The following is an 18,300-nucleotide window of genomic DNA, read 5'->3' as shown; positions in this document are numbered from 1 at the left end:
AGGAGTTACGTGCTGCGGAAGACCCTGAGTTCGAGACTTTCTACACCAAAAACATTCTGCTCAATGAAGGTATTCGGGCTTGGATGGCTCCCCAAGACCAGCCTCACGAGCATTTCCAATTCCCTGAGGAGGTACTACCCCGTGGAAACGCCTTATAATGCTTCTTTTAATCGAGATTTAATAATGGGTGGCGGTCGCGATATTGAATCGACCGGTTTCGCCTGGTGGGCAGGTAATGCTCGTTTAATTAATCTATCTGGTAAGCTACTGGGCGCTCACGTAGCTCATGCTGGTTTAATTGTCTTCTGGGCTGGAGCAATGACTTTGTTTGAAGTCGCGCACTTCGTTCCAGAGAAGCCAATGTATGAGCAAGGACTCATTCTGTTGCCTCACCTTGCTGCACAAGGATGGGGTGTAGGTCCAGGTGGTGAGGTCATTAATACATTTCCTTATTTTGTAGTTGGTGTACTTCACCTCATTTCTTCTGCTGTTTTAGGATTCGGTGGTATTTATCATGCCATTCGCGGTCCAGAAACCTTAGAAGAGTATTCGTCTTTCTTCGGTTACGACTGGAAAGACAAAAACAAAATGACCAGCATTATTGGTTTCCACCTCATCATTCTTGGATGTGGTGCGCTACTGCTGGTGATTAAGGCAATGTTTGTTGGTGGTCTTTATGACACCTGGGCACCTGGCGGTGGTGATGTTCGCGTGATTACGAATCCCACACTGAACCCAGCAGTGATCTTTGGCTATGTGCTGAGATCTCCCTTTGGTGGTGAAGGCTCCATTGTTAGCGTCGATAATCTAGAAGACGTTGTTGGCGGACACATTTGGGTTGCCTTGCTACTCATTTCTGGTGGTATATTCCACGTTCTGACTAAGCCTTTTGCTTGGGCACGTCGTGCTTTTATCTGGTCTGGAGAAGCATACCTGTCCTATAGCTTAGGTGCTTTATCCTTAATGGCGTTTATTGCCACCTGTTTCGTTTGGTTTAACAATACTGTTTATCCCAGCGAATTTTACGGTCCTACAGGTCCAGAAGCATCACAAGCTCAAGCATTGACCTTCTTGATTCGCGACCAGCGCTTAGGTGCTAACGTCGGTTCTGCTCAAGGTCCTACAGGTTTGGGTAAATACTTGATGCGCTCTCCCACTGGTGAAATCATCTTCGGTGGTGAAACAATGCGTTTCTGGGATGTCCGCGCTCCTTGGCTAGAGCCATTACGCGGTCCTAACGGTTTAGACCTAGACAAAATCAAGAATGATATTCAGCCTTGGCAAGCTCGCCGTGCTGCTGAGTACATGACACACGCACCTCTGGGTTCAATTAACTCTGTTGGTGGTGTGGCTACGGAGATCAACTCCTTCAACTATGTATCTCCGCGTTCTTGGCTGGCTTCCTTCCACTTTGTGATGTTCTTCTTCTTCTTGGTGGGTCACTTGTGGCACGCTGGTCGTGCAAGAGCAGCAGTAGCTGGTTTTGAAAAAGGTATTAACCGTGAAAACGAACCAGTAATGGCTATGGGCGATCTTGACTAAGCAACAAATTTATAGCTTTGTCAGTGTAAATAAATAGTCAATGGTTTTACAGCTCCTGTATTAATACAGGAGTTTTTTTTTTGCCTACTTTTCATGAGTAACCAAAGAATCTAAATTAACGAAATGCAAATATTTTTCATACTGAGATATGACACAATTTGACTTAAATAAGTAAATGTCTTTTGCACATCCTACTTATCAGAGGACATTGAATGTCAGTGACTATTATGAGTGACTTTGAATATATAGAAACTTTGCAATGGACACCTGAAGCCAAAGCCAAATTAAAAAATATCCCTTTTTTTGCCCGCACTCAAGCCAAAGCAAGAATTGAGCAATTAGCACGTGCTGCAGGGCAAGAAGTTGTCACAATTGAGTTAGTCGAGCAAGCAAGAGTAGAGTTTGGTCAGTAACAGCGATGGCGTTCGCGAAGCGTCTCAAAGAGAAGCGCCGCGCCGCTGCCTCCGGCAGATCGCCAATTTTTGAGAAAGTCTTAATCAACAGATGAGAATAATTTAAAGCTCGCTTAGCAATTTTTTAAAGCATTGCTATCACACCCTTAACGCTTCATGAGTAGGGTGTAGTTGACGTGTGCAGCGACCAAGGCACTGTGCTTTGTACTGATGCCTATCGTGTTAAATCAACATGAAACTATACCAACGGATTCTCCATGTCCCTCTTTGCTGCGGTTTCAGTCAGATTTATGCGCTTAGTATACCAATACCCGTCGCTGGGCTACCTTCCCTCGTGTCGCCTTGTCATGAGAATTCCAGTGCGATATCATACACCAACTTGGTAGATCCGGCAATACATCTAGCAAGTTGGATACATGAACCACAAATTTTGTTTTCACAACTTGTGCAAGAGCTGGGACCTTTGCTTGTAGCCTCCTTGAATTCTAGCCCAGCATCAGAGATACACGCCAAAGCAAAGCAGGCACGAGTACCAGTGATGATGTATCACGATATTGTGCCACATAAAGAAGTCTTTTTTGATGTAACACCGCAGGAACTTGCCAGTCATCTCGAACTTATTCGAGTTCAAAAGCTGACTCCAATTAGTCTGGCTCAATTGCTAACTCATTTACGTACAGGAATACCGCTACCAGAAAAGCCAATTTTGTTGACATTTGATGATGGGTATGGAGGTCACTATCAATATGTCTACCCCTTACTCAAGAAATATGGTTATCCTGCTACTTTTTCAATTTATACATCTAATCTTGGTAAAAACACAGGGAGAACGCACGTTAACTGGGAGCAATTACGCCAGATGGCAGCTGATCCGTTAGTGACAATTGCGGCTCATACTGTAACGCATCCCACAGATTTAAGGACTTTACCCCAAGACCAATTGCAATTTGAAATTACTGAGTCGAAACGAATTCTAGAAACTCAATTGGGAATTTCGGTTGATTACTTTGTCTATCCTGCGGGTAAATACAATGTACAAGTAGCAAACTTTGTCGAACAGGCAGGGTATAAAGCAGCTTTAACAATGGATGATGCTGTGGATCGCTTTGCTGGAGAATCTGAGAATCTATTTGCGATCGCCCGCATCGGACAATCACGATTAAAAGAAGCGATCGCCGCCGCTTGGGGAGGACCTCAACTACCTGCTTGGGGTGTCAAATTTGACTTTAATAGTGCGATCGCTATCAATACAACCACACTCAACCAAGCCCGACTCATCCTGATTACTGGAGGACAACCAACTACAATTCATGCCAAAAGCCGCTACCAAGTCCCCCAAATTCTCGCAGATACCCCCGCAGTTGCTGCTGTTGATGGTGGTTTCTTCTCACTCAAATCGCTCGATTCCAATGTCATGATTGGACCTGTATTAAGCCACAATAGCAAATTTGTTCCTGGAAACAATAGCGAAAATCGCAAACTCAACGGACGTCCCCTGATACTGATTAATTCTCAAGTTGTCAAGTTTGTTCCTTTTAACTCGCAACAGCACAATACTCTTCCTGGATTGAACACTGCATTACCACATGTCACTGATGCGTTTGTTGCAGCAGCATGGCTCGTAAAAGACAGTCAACCCCAAACTGCGAGTACGTTTGGTAGTTTATTTGATTTTGACGCCGCCCGCCATCGAGCTTTTTGGGGTATCAATCAAGCAGGACAACCAGCAATCGGTGTGTCCACAACATTGATAGACTCAGTTTCTTTGGGTTTAGCACTCGCTCACGCTGGATTACGTGACGCCGTGATGCTTGACTCTGGGGCAAGTACCTCGCTTGCCTATAAAGGAGAATCTCTTGTCAGCTATATACCCCGCCCTGTACCTCATGTTGTGGCGCTGGTTCCTCCACAAATAATGAATCAAAACCACTGTAGAGTGAAGAGTGGTTAGTAACTAGTAGCTAGTGACTCATAACTCAAATTTGTACTATCAGAATTAAACTGCACCCCAGCCTGGTGGGGGTAGTGCAACTTGATCGTCTGGTTTTGACTGTGAAACTCGTTGCATACTGGCTGATAGCCAGATAAACATCTCCTGAAAGTTTAGTCCTCTTAACTTCAGTGGTGCACGCACTACAATTTGGCTTAGGCGATCCATGTTAGCCCCTTCCACACCGACAGCAAAAAAAGCTACTCGCTTGCTGTTTTCATCATCTCTAATTCGCTGGGCTGCTTGTTCTACAAGGCTTTCTAACTCACCTTGCGGCTCTCCATCTGTAATCAAAAATACCCACGGACGGTAGTAGGCAATACCATTGTTGCGATATTCAGTTTTACGAGCTTGAATGAGATCTAGTCCTTGGTGGATTGCTGAACCCATGTGAGTTAAACCATGTGCAACAAGTGTTGGTGGCTCAAATTGATCGGCGGTAACAAATTCTTGAACAACTTTTACTTCAAAATTGAATGAAATAATTGCAACCTCAACTCGTTTCTTAGCAAGGCTGTCGCGATTCAACTCATCCCTAAAAACTTTCAATCCTTCGTTTAGAGCTTCTATGGCTTCGCCATGCATTGAACCGGAAGTGTCTAGAAGTAGGACACATGGACATCTTGGTTCTGGATTCTCGGCGAATTCTACAGCATCTTCAAGTTTCAAAATATCAGACATAGATCTACAACAGCTTAGTATGAAAATTCTTTAGTTATTAAAGCTACTACAGCTTGAGACCGTAAGTTTCTTAGATTGGACTATCTTAACCAATACGGTAAAAACTATGTGTTTTCACCAAAGCAGAAATTACCTTGTCTCAAATAACACTTTGCCTACAGTTTTTCGACTTTATCAAAAATCTACAGATAATTCTGAACTTCCTTTAAGTTTTAAATGTTTAGATTAGACAAGATTCTACTAATGTTATCTTAGACGCAGTCACAAGTGAATTGTAGATTCTGTAAGACAGCATTTTTAGATAGATTTGGATAAAACAGTATTTATTTTCACTTTGATAGATTAATATATTCGATAAATAAAGAGTGTTGATGCATTTATTTTTATATAACATTAGAATGAATAGAGAACTTTGTATCAAATTAGTTTTTGTAACCTCATATCAAGCTGATAGGAGAAGCTAAGTCATGCGGAAGTGAGCACAACTAGATTTCGGAATATATTTGGATAAAATTTTGACATACTTGATCCTTGACTTAATTCACAAAACTTAGGTAGTATCCTAAAGTCTACTCAATCTTTTTGAGTTGGCTAAGATAAGATCACCTAAGTATTTTCCAGGAATAACGTAACATTAAGTTAAGAAATACGCAACTCGGACATTCGCTAAGAATACAATTATCAGCTTGCTTCAGTATTCATTGCTACCAAAAAAGCCTGCTGAGCAACCTGCTGGTACACAGCGATTAAATAATGCATCACTACTTCAGAAGAGTTATCGGCATTTTCGGCAAGATCATTTGACAAAGGAATTGCGCCTAATATTTCTAAGACATCGCTGCTAGTCGATGGAGCAATGACAACTAAGTTCGATTCTAGCGGTTCTCGATAGTGCCAAAACGATGTACCATTGGCGTCTAGTGATGTTTGCGGGGCTGATTGAAGTGCGATCGGCTCAGGATTCGCAATTTGATGTGCACTACGCAATTCGCGCAAAGCATCAATGATTTGGTTTTTAGTGCGTCCTCGTAACTGAAACAAGACAAATGGATCTTCGCTAAAGCGATCGCCCAACTGATAATATACTGCAGCGATATGTTTGCAGGGATTTGCTTTATCAGGACAAGAGCATTTGCTGCGGACTTCAGAAAGCGTAAAGGGAAACAGTGATAACCCATTGAGCGTGAAAACTTCTTCAATGTTAGGTGGCATTTCTCCTGCTAGGAGTTTGGCAGCAAAAATTGCTCGTTGCGACATTGTTTCTATCACATACTGCCATTGCTCATCTGTAAAGGGTTCCAAAAACAGCAAAACTTGATAAGGCTCAACTTCTGTACCTTGTACTCGGGCTGATACCTTTGCCCCTTCAAACTGAATCCTTAAAACATTACCCTGACGCGAGTAGTTGCGCGCTCTTTCCAGACGTTTTTTAAAGCGGTAAGAATCTAGTAAATCCAGCCAACGTTGCGACCACCATTCGCGGCTAGATTGAAAGCTAAAGTTGGTCATTCTGCATCCTCATCAATCACAGCATTGCGATCTAGAACGAGTAAATTACGTAACTGATTGGTATCTAATTCCGTCAGCCATTGTTCACCAGCACCGACGACTTGTTCGGCTAAAGCTTTTTTACTTTCAATCATTTCGTGAATTTTTTCTTCTAAAGTGCCACTACAAACAAATTTGTGGACTAACACATTACGAGTTTGACCGATCCGAAAGACGCGATCTGTTGCTTGGTTTTCTACTGCAGGGTTCCACCAGCGATCAAAATGAAAGACATGATTAGCACGAGTTAAGTTTAACCCAACACCACCAGCCTTTAAAGAAAGAATCATAATTGGCGGACCTTGTGGATCGTGCTGAAAGCGATCAATCATTTCCTCGCGCTGTTTTTTGGAAGTACTGCCATAAAGAAAGAAAATTTCACGCTGTAGTTGCTGTTGTAAGTATGGTTGTAGCAGTTTTCCCCACTCAGCAAACTGTGTAAAAATGAGTGCGCGATCGCCTTCTGATAAAGCTTCTTCTAACATCTCCACCAGCCGGAGTAATTTCCCCGACTGATGAGGTTCAGCAATTTTATTTTGTTTAAGAAACTGTGCCGGATGGTTGCATATTTGTTTTAGTTTAACAAGCAGCCCTAAAATCATTCCCCGACGCTGTAAACCTTCTGCTGCATCAATTTCTGCTAACGAGTTTTCCACAACTTGTTGATACAGCGCTGCTTGATCGGGGCTAATTCCACAAAACTCAGTGATTTCTTGCTTTTCAGGTAAATCTTGAATAATATCGCGGTCAGTTTTGACACGCCGGAGAATGAAAGGCTGAACCAGCGATCGCAACTGTGTTAACGAATCAACATCGCCATACTTTTCAATTGGCATTGCAAAGCGTCTTTGGAAAAATTGCCGTGCGCCTAAATATCCTGGATTGAGAAAATCTAAAATTGACCACAACTCTTGCAGTCTGTTTTCTACTGGAGTTCCTGTTAGTGCAATCCGAAACGCTGATTCGAGTTGGCGAACAGATTGCGATTGCTTTGCTTCAGGATTTTTAATATTTTGTGCCTCATCAAGCACAATTCCTTGCCAAGATACACTTTGTAAATCTTTAACATCGCGGTGAATCAATGCATAACTTGTAATCACTAAATCGTGCTTTCGCACTGCAGCGATAAATGCTTTACCTTTAGAACGCTTATCTCCGTGGTGCAGCATCACTTTTAATTGTGGACCAAATTTCTTGACTTCGCGCTCCCAGTTACCTAAAACTGAAGTTGGACAAACAAGTAGCGTTGGATTTTCGAGTGCCTCTTGCTGTTTCTGATGCAGCATAAAAGCAATGAACTGAATCGTCTTACCGAGTCCCATATCGTCGGCGAGACACGCACCTAAATTCCAGCGTTCAAGAAAGGCTAGCCAGCTAAAGCCGCGTACTTGATAAGGACGCAGTTCGCCTTGAAAGCTTTTTGGTGTTGGGAGTAGCGCGATCGCTTGATTATTAGTCAGCGCAGACATCAACTCTTGCAACGCCCCAGTTGCTTCAAAATTCACGACTGGCAGCTTTTCAATCACTAAACTGTCACCAGTACTCAAGCGCAAAGCATCTTCCAACGATAGCGATAACTTCTCTTTACGGCTGGCAAAAAAGGTTTGAGCAGTTTTGATATCTTGCGATCGCAGTTCTACCCACTCGCCATTAATTTCTACTAATGGACTATTCAATGTCACCAAGCGATCAAATTCAGCTTTCGAGAGTGTTTGTCCGCCAATTGCTAACTCCCACTCAAAATTTAATAGGCTTTGCAAGCCTAGTTCTTTTTGCTTACGCGGTGTTACTGCCCGAATTTTTAATCCCAGGCGATTCGCCCAGCCTTCACGTTCTGCTAGACTTGGCGGTAAAATGACACCTAAGCCACTGTCTGTAAATCGTGGTGCAATCGACTTAATAAAGTCATAAGCTTCTAAAGGTGTTAAACGACATAATGTCGGGTACTGCTGTTCTAAACTTGCAGCTACAGGAGCAAACATCCGAGAAGCTAGCCCTAATCCTTTGAGAAATGTTTCCTGTGGCTCAACAATTGTGCGATCGCTAATTACCCATTCTTCAACAGGGTGACTCCAAATACTTGCCGCATCAACGACAAACTCTGCATCATTGGCAGCTTGTAAACCATATGCTAATGTCCACTCATTAGCTGTTTCGGGTGGATGTAATCTAAAACAAGTCCGAAATGAGCTACGAGCCTGATTGATCTGATACTGAAGTGGTGCCGTCCATGCATTGAGTACAGCTGCTAATCTTTCTAGTTGATTTGGTACTGCTTTGACTTTTTGATCTTGAGTTGTTAACGCCTGTAGCCATTCATGAATAGGAGATGGTACATTCGGTTGGGTGGTGCCCTCTATCATTGCCCGAATTTGAGTATCTATCATGCTATCCAAAAAACTCAGTAGCAATTCCTGTGGTGACAATGATGATGTGGAATTTAAATCTTCCTCCTCGCTGCGATAAGCAAGACAAACTTCAGGCATCACGTTGGCAAATTTTTCTAGACGCGAAGCATCCACAGCACTATCTAATAGCGATCGCCAGCTAGCCGCAAAAGCATCATCAAACTGGTTTAATGTAGGCAAGAATTTACATCGACTGAGTAAATCTAAACTCCAACGCGCAACGTGTGACCAAAAGCGTAAATCTCCACCTAAATACTCATCTTCTTGATGAGCAGTACCTAATGGTAGTGAAGTGAGAAATTGAAATGCTGCTGAAGGTTCTAAATATAAACCTTGTACCCGCCAAGGCTTTAGTGAGTAGTTGGATTCTAGAGATGCTGCTGAATGAATTGGATATGCACTTCCTTCTTGCTTATCAGAATAAGTTGGTAATAGGACACACGGCGATCGGATCTCTACAACGCTGTTAGCTTGACTATTCTTAGGCTTGCGGTTACGTCCAGATGACACAACTTTTGTATTTTCTAGTAACGTTTTCAACAAGTTACGTGACACTTGTGGTAATAAATCAGATTTATGCAGCCACTCTTCTAATTCTGCGGGTGCCATGACTAAAGGATGATCGTCTAACGATGCCTCAATGCCACCCAAAGAACGCCAAGTTTCTCCCCAAACGAATAAACAGTTTTTTTCTGCTAACCAGTTACCGTGTAAAATTGTCATTTACTAACTACTCGAACTTACATGAAATCTCTACAATCGCTCTTGTTTTTATAAATTATAAAATTAATATTGTGTTTGTTATCTATGCTTGAGAATAATTTTGATTTTCTTTTGTTCTGTATTACATTTCATTATTTCTAAAAAATCTTATTGTTTAATGAAATTTTCTAACTATTTATTCTCAAAATTAACTCTAATTTCATATAAAATCTAAACTTTATTTATAGTAAGCTTTGAATGTTCAAAAATGTATTCGTTACTTTATTGTGACTATATAGGTACAGTAGTTTTTGTTATTAAATCTACTTTCTAACGGATAGAGCTATTAAATTTAGATCTTAGATTAATTGTACAACTACAATGGCAACGACAGGCTACACATAGATTGAAATGAGTAATATTATTGCAGGTTAATGAACCCTGAAACTATGCCACAGTAGTGTTCAATTTTGATATAATGCAAAACGTAACTATCTGGAAGTTGAGGGAATGGTGAAACATTAGAGCTATTGAACGTAATTTTTGCTGCTAGGTTACTTAGTGAACCAGACGTTGAATGTATTTATAGTACATCGTAAGTTACTGAAAATATTTACACTAAGTATTAGTAGCAAAGCTCACTCTAATCCATATTTTTTTTCTCTTTATAGCGACATATACACATACTGAAAACTTTATCCGCTAATCTTTTGACTCTAGTCTCTATTTTGCCATTCGCTGCAGGGCAGTAGCAGGGCTATAAATGCTAGGATTGCCACAGAAAAAGAAAGTGATAAAGAAGGACAAAAAACTTAATGGTAGAGATTGATAGGTCAATATCCTTTGACGGAAGGGATATTAGATTGACCGTAGGTCTACTAGCGCCCCAAGCTGGTGGGTCAGTATTAATGCAATCTGGGGATACTGCTGTGTTAGTAACAGCTACCCGCTCTGCCGCAAGAGAAGGCATTGATTTTCTGCCACTGACGGTAGACTACGAAGAAAGACTGTATTCCGTTGGTCGAATTCCAGGTGGTTTTCTCCGGCGCGAGGGACGCCCACCAGAAAAAGCAATTCTTACTAGCCGTTTAATTGACCGTCCCCTACGCCCTTTATTTCCACAGTGGTTGCGAGATGACTTGCAGATCGTTGCAACAACTTTGTCGATGGACGAGTTAGTACCACCGGATGTATTAGCTGTAACCGGCGCATCCCTTGCTGTGTTGTTGGCACAAATTCCATTTGATGGTCCAATGGCAGCAGTGAGGGTTGGTTTAGTGGGAGATGACTTTATTATCAATCCCACCTATGCAGAAATTGAAGCGGGAGATTTAGATTTAGTCGTCGCAGGTTCACCAGCAGGCGTGATTATGGTGGAGGCTGGAGCGAATCAATTGCCAGAACAAGACATTATTGAAGCAATTGATTTTGGTTACGAAGCTGTACAAGATCTGATTCAAGCGCAAAAAGATCTCATGGCAGAAATGGGTTTGGAAGCAATACACGAAGAGCCACCAGTAGAAGTAGAACCGACATTAGTCGAGTTTATTCGCGATCGCGCTCAAGAATCTGTCAAACAAATTTTGTCACAATTTGACCTTGATAAAAATAGCCGCGATACGGCGTTAGATGGAGTTAAAGAAGAAATCGTCGCCGCGATCGCTGAACTACCAGAAGAAGACCCTATTCGCGTTACAGCAACCACAAACTCTAAAGTAGTAGGCAATACGTTTAAAGATTTGACCAAAAAACTCATGCGCCGTCAAATTGTTGAAGATAGCGTGCGTGTTGATGGTCGTAAGCTCGACGAAGTTCGCCCAGTTTCCTGTCGTGTAGGTGTTCTCCCAAAACGCGTTCACGGTAGTGGCTTATTCAACCGTGGATTGACACAAGTACTATCTGCTTGTACGTTAGGTACGCCAGGAGATGCGCAAAACCTCTCTGACGATCTCCAGCAAGATTTAGAAAAGCGGTATATCCATCATTACAACTTCCCACCATTCTCGGTAGGAGAAACCAAGCCACTGCGTGCTCCAGGGCGTCGAGAAATTGGTCATGGAGCATTAGCCGAACGCGCCCTAATTCCAGTATTACCACCCAAAAATGAATTTCCCTACGTCATTCGTGTCGTGTCAGAAATCCTCTCTTCCAACGGTTCTACCTCAATGGGTTCCGTTTGTGGTTCTACAATTGCGTTGATGGATGCGGGAGTACCCATTCTTAAACCTGTCAGCGGTGCGGCAATGGGTTTAATTAAAGAAGGCGACGAAGTGCGCGTTCTGACTGATATCCAAGGCATTGAAGACTTTCTGGGTGACATGGACTTTAAAGTGGCTGGAACCGATAGCGGCATCACAGCCTTGCAAATGGATATGAAAATCTCTGGTTTGCCTTTAGAAGTCATTGAGCAGGCAATAAAACAAGCCCTACCAGCGCGGTTACATATTTTAGAAAAAATGATGCAAGCAATTGAGCAACCGCGCATTGAAATGTCGCCCTTTGCTCCGCGATTACTCACAATCAAAATCGATCCAGAAATGATCGGTCTTTTAATTGGACCTGGTGGCAAGACAATTAAAGGGATTACAGAAGAAACTGGAGCTAAAATCGATATCGAAGATGATGGCACTGTCACAATCTCTGCAATCGACGAGAGCAAAGCCAAACGAGCAAAAAATATTGTTCAAGGCATGACTCGCAAGCTGAATGAAGGTGATGTCTACGCTGGTAAAGTCACGCGCATCATTCCAATAGGCGCTTTTGTTGAATTCTTGCCTGGTAAAGAAGGTATGGTTCATATTTCTCAGTTGGCTGACTACCGTGTAGGCAGAGTCGAGGATGAGGTTGCCGTAGGTGACGAAGTGATTGTCAAAGTTAGAGAGTTGGACAGCAAAGGTCGGATTAACCTAACACGCTTAGGGATTCATCCCGATCAAGCTGCAGCAGCTCGTGAAGCAGCAACTACAAATCAATAAATTCACAGCAATTAGCAACTAGCGGTTGGCAATTAGCTCAAGAACAATAGCTAATAGCTAATCGCTTTGTTAAGCCGTGACTTTTTTACGTCTACCCTATTTTAACCCTGACATCTGACCTCTACTATCCGCTGCTATAGAATTCGCACTTGTAAATGTGACATTGCTCCCTTAAAGCTTTAAACTGTTTTTACATTTCATTGTGTTTTAGATTTGTATTCATTGAGTCACCTGTGCGAAAAATAGTTATTGCCGGTAATTGGAAAATGTTTAAAACCCAGGCTGAATCCCTGGAGTTTTTGCAAGGATTTATGCCCAGTTTGGAGCAAACACCAGAAGCGCGAGACGTTGTGCTATGCGCTCCGTTCACTGCACTGTCGTTAATTTCTAAGAATCTCCACGGAAGCCGCGTGCAGTTAGGCGCACAAAATGTTCACTGGGAAGTTCAAGGAGCTTATACAGGTGAAATTGCGGCTCCTATGCTGACAGAAATTGGCGTACGTTACGCGATCGTTGGTCACAGTGAACGGCGACAATTTTTTGGCGAGACGGATGAAACAGTCAATAAAAGATTAATAGCAGCCCAAGCTCATGGTTTGACTCCAATTTTATGTGTAGGAGAAACGAAGCAACAACGCGATGCGGGTGAAACCGAAGCACTCATTTCGATGCAGTTGGAAAAAGATCTGGTGAAAGTCGATCAGCAAAATCTGATCATTGCGTACGAACCAATCTGGGCAATTGGAACGGGTGATACGTGCGAAGCCTCTGAAGCAAACCGCGTGATTGGGTTAATTCGCAGTCAGTTAAGTTATCCTGATACGCCAATTCAATACGGTGGTTCAGTGAAGCCAAACAATATTGATGAAATTATGGCACAACCAGAGATTGACGGTGTTTTAGTCGGCGGGGCAAGCTTAGAACCAGGTAGTTTTGCCCGAATTGTCAATTATCAGTAGCGGTGACTCAGAGTTAACTCAATGGCAACCTTAAACTCGTTTGAGTGGGGTAAGCGTACCTATTTAATGGGAGTGTTGAATGTTACGCCAGACAGCTTTAGTGATGGTGGCGAGTTTAACACCCCACCTTCTGCGTTAGCTCAAGCACGGCACTTAGTCGCCGCTGGTGCAGATATTCTTGATATCGGCGGACAATCCACGCGCCCAGGTGCAGAAGAAGTTTCACCAGAAGAAGAACGAGAGCGCGTATTGTCTGTATTACAAGTTTTGCGTCCAGAAATCTCTATCCCAATTTCTGTTGATACGACACGAGCAACTGTTGCTAAAGCTGCAGTTACTGCTGGTGCAGATATCATTAATGACATTTCTGGAGGAACTTTTGATGCGGATATGTTACCAACCGTGGCTGAGCTTGGTGTACCAATTGTGTTAATGCATATTCGCGGTACGCCACAAACGATGCAACAGTATATCGAATACGATGATTTAATCGAGGAAATTTATGCGTTTTTAGCAAGTCGAATTAGTGCGGCGATCGCCGCCGGAATTCCTCAAAATCGCATCATTATCGATCCTGGTATTGGCTTTGCTAAAAAATACAACCAAAGTATTGAAATCATTCGTGAATTATCCAAATTTCGCGCGCTCAATTGTCCCATTTTAGTGGGACCATCGCGGAAAAGTTTTCTAGGACATATCTTAAATCAGCCAGAACCCAAAGCACGAGTTTGGGGAACCGCAGCCGCTTGTTGTGCGGCTATAGCCAATGGTGCAGATATCCTCCGAGTCCACGATGTACAAGAAATGTACGATGTTTGTCGCGTTGCGGATGTTCTGTGGAGAACTTGAGTACAAATTAGCGCATGCCGGTAACTTTAATAAAAACTTCATCAGTTTATGCCATACGTTTAACTCTACTCTCAAAGCACAAACACATAGTGCTCGCTAGAGGATGGCAAGAAAGACATTACTTACATAAAGCAGTGGTGAGATAACTATGGCAATTATTAGAGGAACTATCGGTAACGACACACTAATAGGTACTTTAGCCGTAGATTCAATTTTTGGTTATGCAGGAAAAGATAGCTTGCTTGGATTAGAAGGTAATGACACACTTAATGGCGGTTTTGGAAACGACACACTTAATGGTGAATTAGGTATTGATATTCTCAACGGTGGTGCGGGAGATGATACCTATATTATTGATAGTACAAACGACACAATTAACGAAACTTTTAATTCAGGCATTGATACTGTCCGCGCTGCACGCAACTATATTTTAGGTCGTAACCTTGAAAACCTGAGCCTCACAAATAGAGCAGTTGAAGGCATTGGCAATAATCTCAACAACTATATGATTGGGAACGAAATTGACAATATCCTGCATGGTGGTGCAGGAAATGATACACTCAACGGCGAAGATGGTAACGACACGCTTTACGGTGGTGCAGGGAATGATTTATTGATAGGTGCGGTTTCCTACGCTACTATTTTTGGCAATCAAGGCATAGATGTTTTATACGGTGGGGACAATGATGATAATTACTACATTAGTAGTGAAGATATTATTATTGAAGCTGCAAACGCGGGCATAGATAAAGTTATTACACTTGAAACATATGCTTTAGGTGATAACTTAGAAAATCTAGAATTATCGGGACCTTTGTTGAGACTAGGTACTAGAGGTATTGATGGTACTGGTAACAGTCTCAATAACATCATCGACGGTGATGTGTATGATAACCGCCTAGAAGGTCGAGCAGGGAGTGACTTACTCAATGGTGGTGCTGGCAATGACACCTTAGTTGGTACAGCTAATGGAGTAGGAGAAAAAGATGTCCTAACAGGCGGATTGGGTAGGGACACGTTCTTGCTGGGTAATGCAACTCACGTATTCTACGACGATCGCAACCCTGCTACTCCTGGTCTTAACGATTATGCCCTGATTACCGATTTTAATCCAAACAACGAAATTATTCGTCTGAACGGCAAACCTACCGACTATGTTTTAGCCGCATCACCGCAGGGTATGCCTAGAGGAATAGCGCTATATCGTAGCGATGGCAAATCTAATGAACTGATCGCCATCATTCAAGGTAACTTCTCAAAACTCAATCTCAACGCTGGTTATTTCCGATACTCTAGTTTTGTTGATGTCATTGATGTATCTGAATTAAACGGTAGCAATGGCTTCACTATTAGAGGACTTGAGGATTACGATCGCCTAGGCTTTTCTGTCAGCAGTGCAGGAGATATTAACGGTGATGGCTTTGCAGATATAGTGATTGGAGCTATTAGCGGTTATCCATTTTATAAGAGAAATTCAAAAAGCTATGTGGTATTTGGCAAAGCTGAAGGTTGGAATGCCAATTTTGACTTAACTCAACTCAATGGTAGTAATGGCTTTAAAATTCCGGAAATTAATTCATCTAAATACTTAGGTTTTTCGGTTAGCAGTGCGGGAGATATTAACGGTGATGGTTTTAGCGACTTGATTTTGGGCACTGATCAGGTGGGAAGTTATGTGGTGTTTGGTAAAGCAAGTGACTGGAGTCCCAATTTTGACTTGACTAAACTCAATGGTCGCAATGGCTTTACCATCAATGGCGCTTCGAGCTTTTCTGTCAGCAGTGCGGGAGATATCAACGGCGATGGGTTTAGCGATTTGATCGTTGGTTCAGGTGAGGATGCAACACAAACCTATGTAGTGTTTGGCAAAGCAAGTGGTTGGAATGCCAATGTGAATGTCGCCAATCTCAATGGGCGCAATGGCTTTGCTCTTACAGTAAATGATGCATTTAATTTTTTTGGTAGCTCTGTCAGCGGTGCAGGTGATATCAATGGTGATGGATTCGCCGATTTAATTGTCGGTTCTCCCTTTGCTGGTCAGAATCAGACTGGAGAAAGCTACGTTGTGTTTGGCAAAGCCAGCGGTTGGAATGCTAATGTTAATGTTGCTAATCTCAATGGTAACAATGGCTTTACCCTCAAAGGAATTGCTAATAGCCGTTTTGGTATTTCAGTCAGTAACGCAGGTGATGTCAATGGTGATGGATTTACTGACTTGATTGTTGGAGCTTCTTTTGCTAGCCCCAATGGTAAAACTGAAGCTGGAGAAAGCTACGTGGTGTTTGGTAAAGCAGGTGGTTTTGCAGCACAAATTGATGTAGCTAATCTTAATGGTAGTAACGGATTTGCGATCGCAGGCATTAATCCCAGCGATCTCTCAGGTGTTTCTGTGGGTAGTGCAGGAGATATCAATGGTGATGGCTTTGACGATTTGTTAGTGCGAGCTTCTTATCTTGGCGATTACTATAGTCCAAACAAGATTGATGATACCTACGTGATATTTGGCACTCAAAGCTTCAGCGCACGGCTGAATTTATCGGCACTTAACGGTCGCAATGGCTTTGTTATCAAGGGAGAGGCTAACGGTTTATATGAGGGTGGTAACGAGTTAGTCCGTGCGGCGGGAGACATCAATGGTGATGGCTTTGCAGATATCATCACGAGTACTCCTAGAGGTGGTGGTGTTGAAAATGGCAGAAGTTATATTGTTTTTGGTAAAGACTTTAGCCACAAAGTGACCAAGAATGGTACTGCGGGTAATGACGTCCTCACTGGTACTGCGGGCGATGATATCTTAATTGGTGGCAGGGGAAATGACACGCTGCGGGGTGGTTTAGGTCGCGATGTGCTTTATGGGGGTGCAGGCGATGATATTCTGAGCTTTGGTAAAAATGACCGTCGTTTAGACGGTGGTAGCGGTACAGATACTTTAGCAGTATTTACTGCAGGGGTCACGATAGATTTAACAACAACTACTAGTAGCCAACTGCGGGGTTTTGAAATAATTGATCTGACAGGAACAGGTAATAATAGTCTGAAGCTAACACGCCTTGACTTGCTTAACTTATCGGATACTAGCAATCAACTCATCGTTAAAGGAAACGTAGGCGATCGCGTCACCTCCACTGGGGAAGGATGGTTATTTGGCGGTCAAACTACATTCAACAAAACACTGTACGACTGCTACACAAGTGGGGCAGCAACGCTGTTAATAGATACGAATATTACTCAAACAATTAACTAATTCCAAAAAGCATTTTCAGGTACTTCCCCTTTCTTGATATGTCAAAGCTTAATTGTCTCATCATTGCTGCCAGTAGCTAGGATTTTGGTATCCACAGCTAAATTCGTTAATCAATCAATGATCGCTACTAAAGTTGAATCTGAGTAAATAATTTCTCAATCAGGTTATTTTTCTGTGTAAACCTTTAAACTTACTGATGAAAAGGACAGCCGTTGGCGATCGCTTTTTCACCGGATGTCAATTTTCCTAAGAAAGAATTGGTATCAAAATAATGTTCTAATGATTCAATTTTTAAATCATCAGACACCCGTGCCACACTAATACCAACAACTTCGACAACTTCTCCGGTTGGTTGATGTTCTTTATATGCACCACTAAAAGTTCCCCAATGACGCCATTTAAAAGTAACATTGGGTGGTCCTGCTAGTACCTCAATCACTTCCCATAAAAAACCATTGGGAAATGCTTCATGAAAGATTCTTCCTGACGATTCAAAATCTTCAGCTTTCGCGCTGTAGCGATCCGATTCTCCTAAAAATAAGTTGTAAGTTCCAGCAGCAACAATGTCCTCAGCAGTATATTCTGGTTCAGTATTTGTCCGCATCCGAAACTTATCAGCGACAACTGATAACCACTGTTGGGGGTTCGTTTTGAAGGAGGCTTCCATTTCAAAAGTTCTCACTAAGTTTTGGACAATCGCCTCTAAAGAGCCTTCGATATGATTGTATTGACTTTGTTGTTTGAGTGCTGCATTGTTACGCGAATAATCTGGTGGTGTTCCGTAACGCCACTCAACATTACTTTCTTCAGTAATCACCGTATCTCTATCTTGAACCCACAAAGGTGTATCTGATGTTCCCATAATCGTTACTAGTTACGCTAGATGAAATGTTTTAATGTGATAGAGCCTATCAAACTGTAGATAGTGAATGAATGCGAAATCTACTGAAAAACTCTATTGATTATTTTAGGTTTGGAGATAATAACAG

Annotated in this window: 11 protein-coding genes and 1 pseudogene; 8 read left to right on the top strand and 4 right to left on the bottom strand. The window is 42.3% G+C overall.

The features are described from left to right. The 4 genes and pseudogenes from CSQ79_RS06095 to CSQ79_RS06080 form a co-directional block, all read left to right on the top strand. Window positions 1–158, top strand: a pseudogene (locus tag CSQ79_RS06095) (photosystem II protein D2); the annotation flags it as partial. A gap of 25 nt (window positions 159–183) precedes the next feature. Beyond that, window positions 184–1,542 (top strand): photosystem II reaction center protein CP43, encoded by a 1,359-nt coding sequence (gene psbC, locus CSQ79_RS06090; protein ID WP_099700312.1) that lies wholly within the window; start codon window positions 184–186, stop codon window positions 1,540–1,542. Window positions 1,543–1,769: 227 nt separating this feature from the next. Beyond that, window positions 1,770–1,955 carry a PCP reductase family protein gene (locus tag CSQ79_RS06085; protein WP_099700311.1) on the top strand — a complete coding sequence of 62 codons (186 nt, stop codon included), beginning with the start codon at window positions 1,770–1,772 and terminating at the stop codon, window positions 1,953–1,955. A gap of 232 nt (window positions 1,956–2,187) precedes the next feature. Then, complete coding sequence (locus CSQ79_RS06080) at window positions 2,188–3,906, top strand: polysaccharide deacetylase family protein (RefSeq protein ID WP_099700274.1); 1,719 nt, start codon at window positions 2,188–2,190, stop codon at window positions 3,904–3,906. A 45-nt stretch (window positions 3,907–3,951) separates the two neighbouring features. On the opposite strand, the gene CSQ79_RS06075 is transcribed toward CSQ79_RS06080, so the two are convergent. The 3 genes from CSQ79_RS06075 to CSQ79_RS06065 form a co-directional block, all read right to left on the bottom strand. Further along, complete coding sequence (locus CSQ79_RS06075; RefSeq protein ID WP_289500659.1) at window positions 3,952–4,626, bottom strand: vWA domain-containing protein; 675 nt, start codon at window positions 4,624–4,626, stop codon at window positions 3,952–3,954. A 681-nt stretch (window positions 4,627–5,307) separates the two neighbouring features. Then, window positions 5,308–6,135, bottom strand: coding sequence for an SWIM zinc finger family protein (locus CSQ79_RS06070; RefSeq protein ID WP_099700273.1), 828 nt, complete (start codon window positions 6,133–6,135; stop codon window positions 5,308–5,310). Further along, complete coding sequence (locus CSQ79_RS06065) at window positions 6,132–9,305, bottom strand: sll1366 family intein-prone helicase (RefSeq protein ID WP_099700272.1); 3,174 nt, start codon at window positions 9,303–9,305, stop codon at window positions 6,132–6,134. Before CSQ79_RS06065 ends, CSQ79_RS06070 begins: the two co-directional genes overlap by 4 nt. Before the next feature lie 794 nt (window positions 9,306–10,099). On the opposite strand from CSQ79_RS06065, the gene CSQ79_RS06060 reads away from it, so the two are divergent. The 4 genes from CSQ79_RS06060 (at window position 10,100) to CSQ79_RS06045 (ending at window position 17,311) form a co-directional block, all read left to right on the top strand. Then, window positions 10,100–12,259, top strand: coding sequence for a polyribonucleotide nucleotidyltransferase (locus tag CSQ79_RS06060; protein ID WP_099700271.1), 2,160 nt, complete (start codon window positions 10,100–10,102; stop codon window positions 12,257–12,259). Window positions 12,260–12,492: 233 nt separating this feature from the next. Further along, window positions 12,493–13,218: a triose-phosphate isomerase gene (gene tpiA, locus CSQ79_RS06055; protein WP_099700270.1), complete on the top strand. Its 726-nt coding sequence runs from the start codon at window positions 12,493–12,495 to the stop codon at window positions 13,216–13,218. Between the two features lie 21 nt (window positions 13,219–13,239). Beyond that, window positions 13,240–14,067, top strand: a complete 828-nt coding sequence (gene folP, locus CSQ79_RS06050; protein ID WP_099700269.1) for a dihydropteroate synthase — start codon at window positions 13,240–13,242, stop codon at window positions 14,065–14,067. Between the two features lie 148 nt (window positions 14,068–14,215). After that, window positions 14,216–17,311 (top strand): calcium-binding protein, encoded by a 3,096-nt coding sequence (locus CSQ79_RS06045; protein ID WP_099700268.1) that lies wholly within the window; start codon window positions 14,216–14,218, stop codon window positions 17,309–17,311. 190 nt (window positions 17,312–17,501) lie between these two features. Here the strand turns inward: CSQ79_RS06045 and CSQ79_RS06040 are convergent, their stop codons facing one another. Further along, on the bottom strand, window positions 17,502–18,173 hold the full coding sequence (locus CSQ79_RS06040; protein ID WP_099700267.1) for a nuclear transport factor 2 family protein: 672 nt from the start codon (window positions 18,171–18,173) through the stop codon (window positions 17,502–17,504). Window positions 18,174–18,300: the final 127 nt, after the last annotated feature.

Origin of the sequence: Gloeocapsopsis sp. IPPAS B-1203 (assembly GCF_002749975.1) — a bacterium.
Lineage (GTDB): Bacteria > Cyanobacteriota > Cyanobacteriia > Cyanobacteriales > Chroococcidiopsidaceae > Gloeocapsopsis.
Note: the sequence above shows the minus strand (reverse complement) of the source record. Positions and strands in the feature narration are given on the sequence as shown.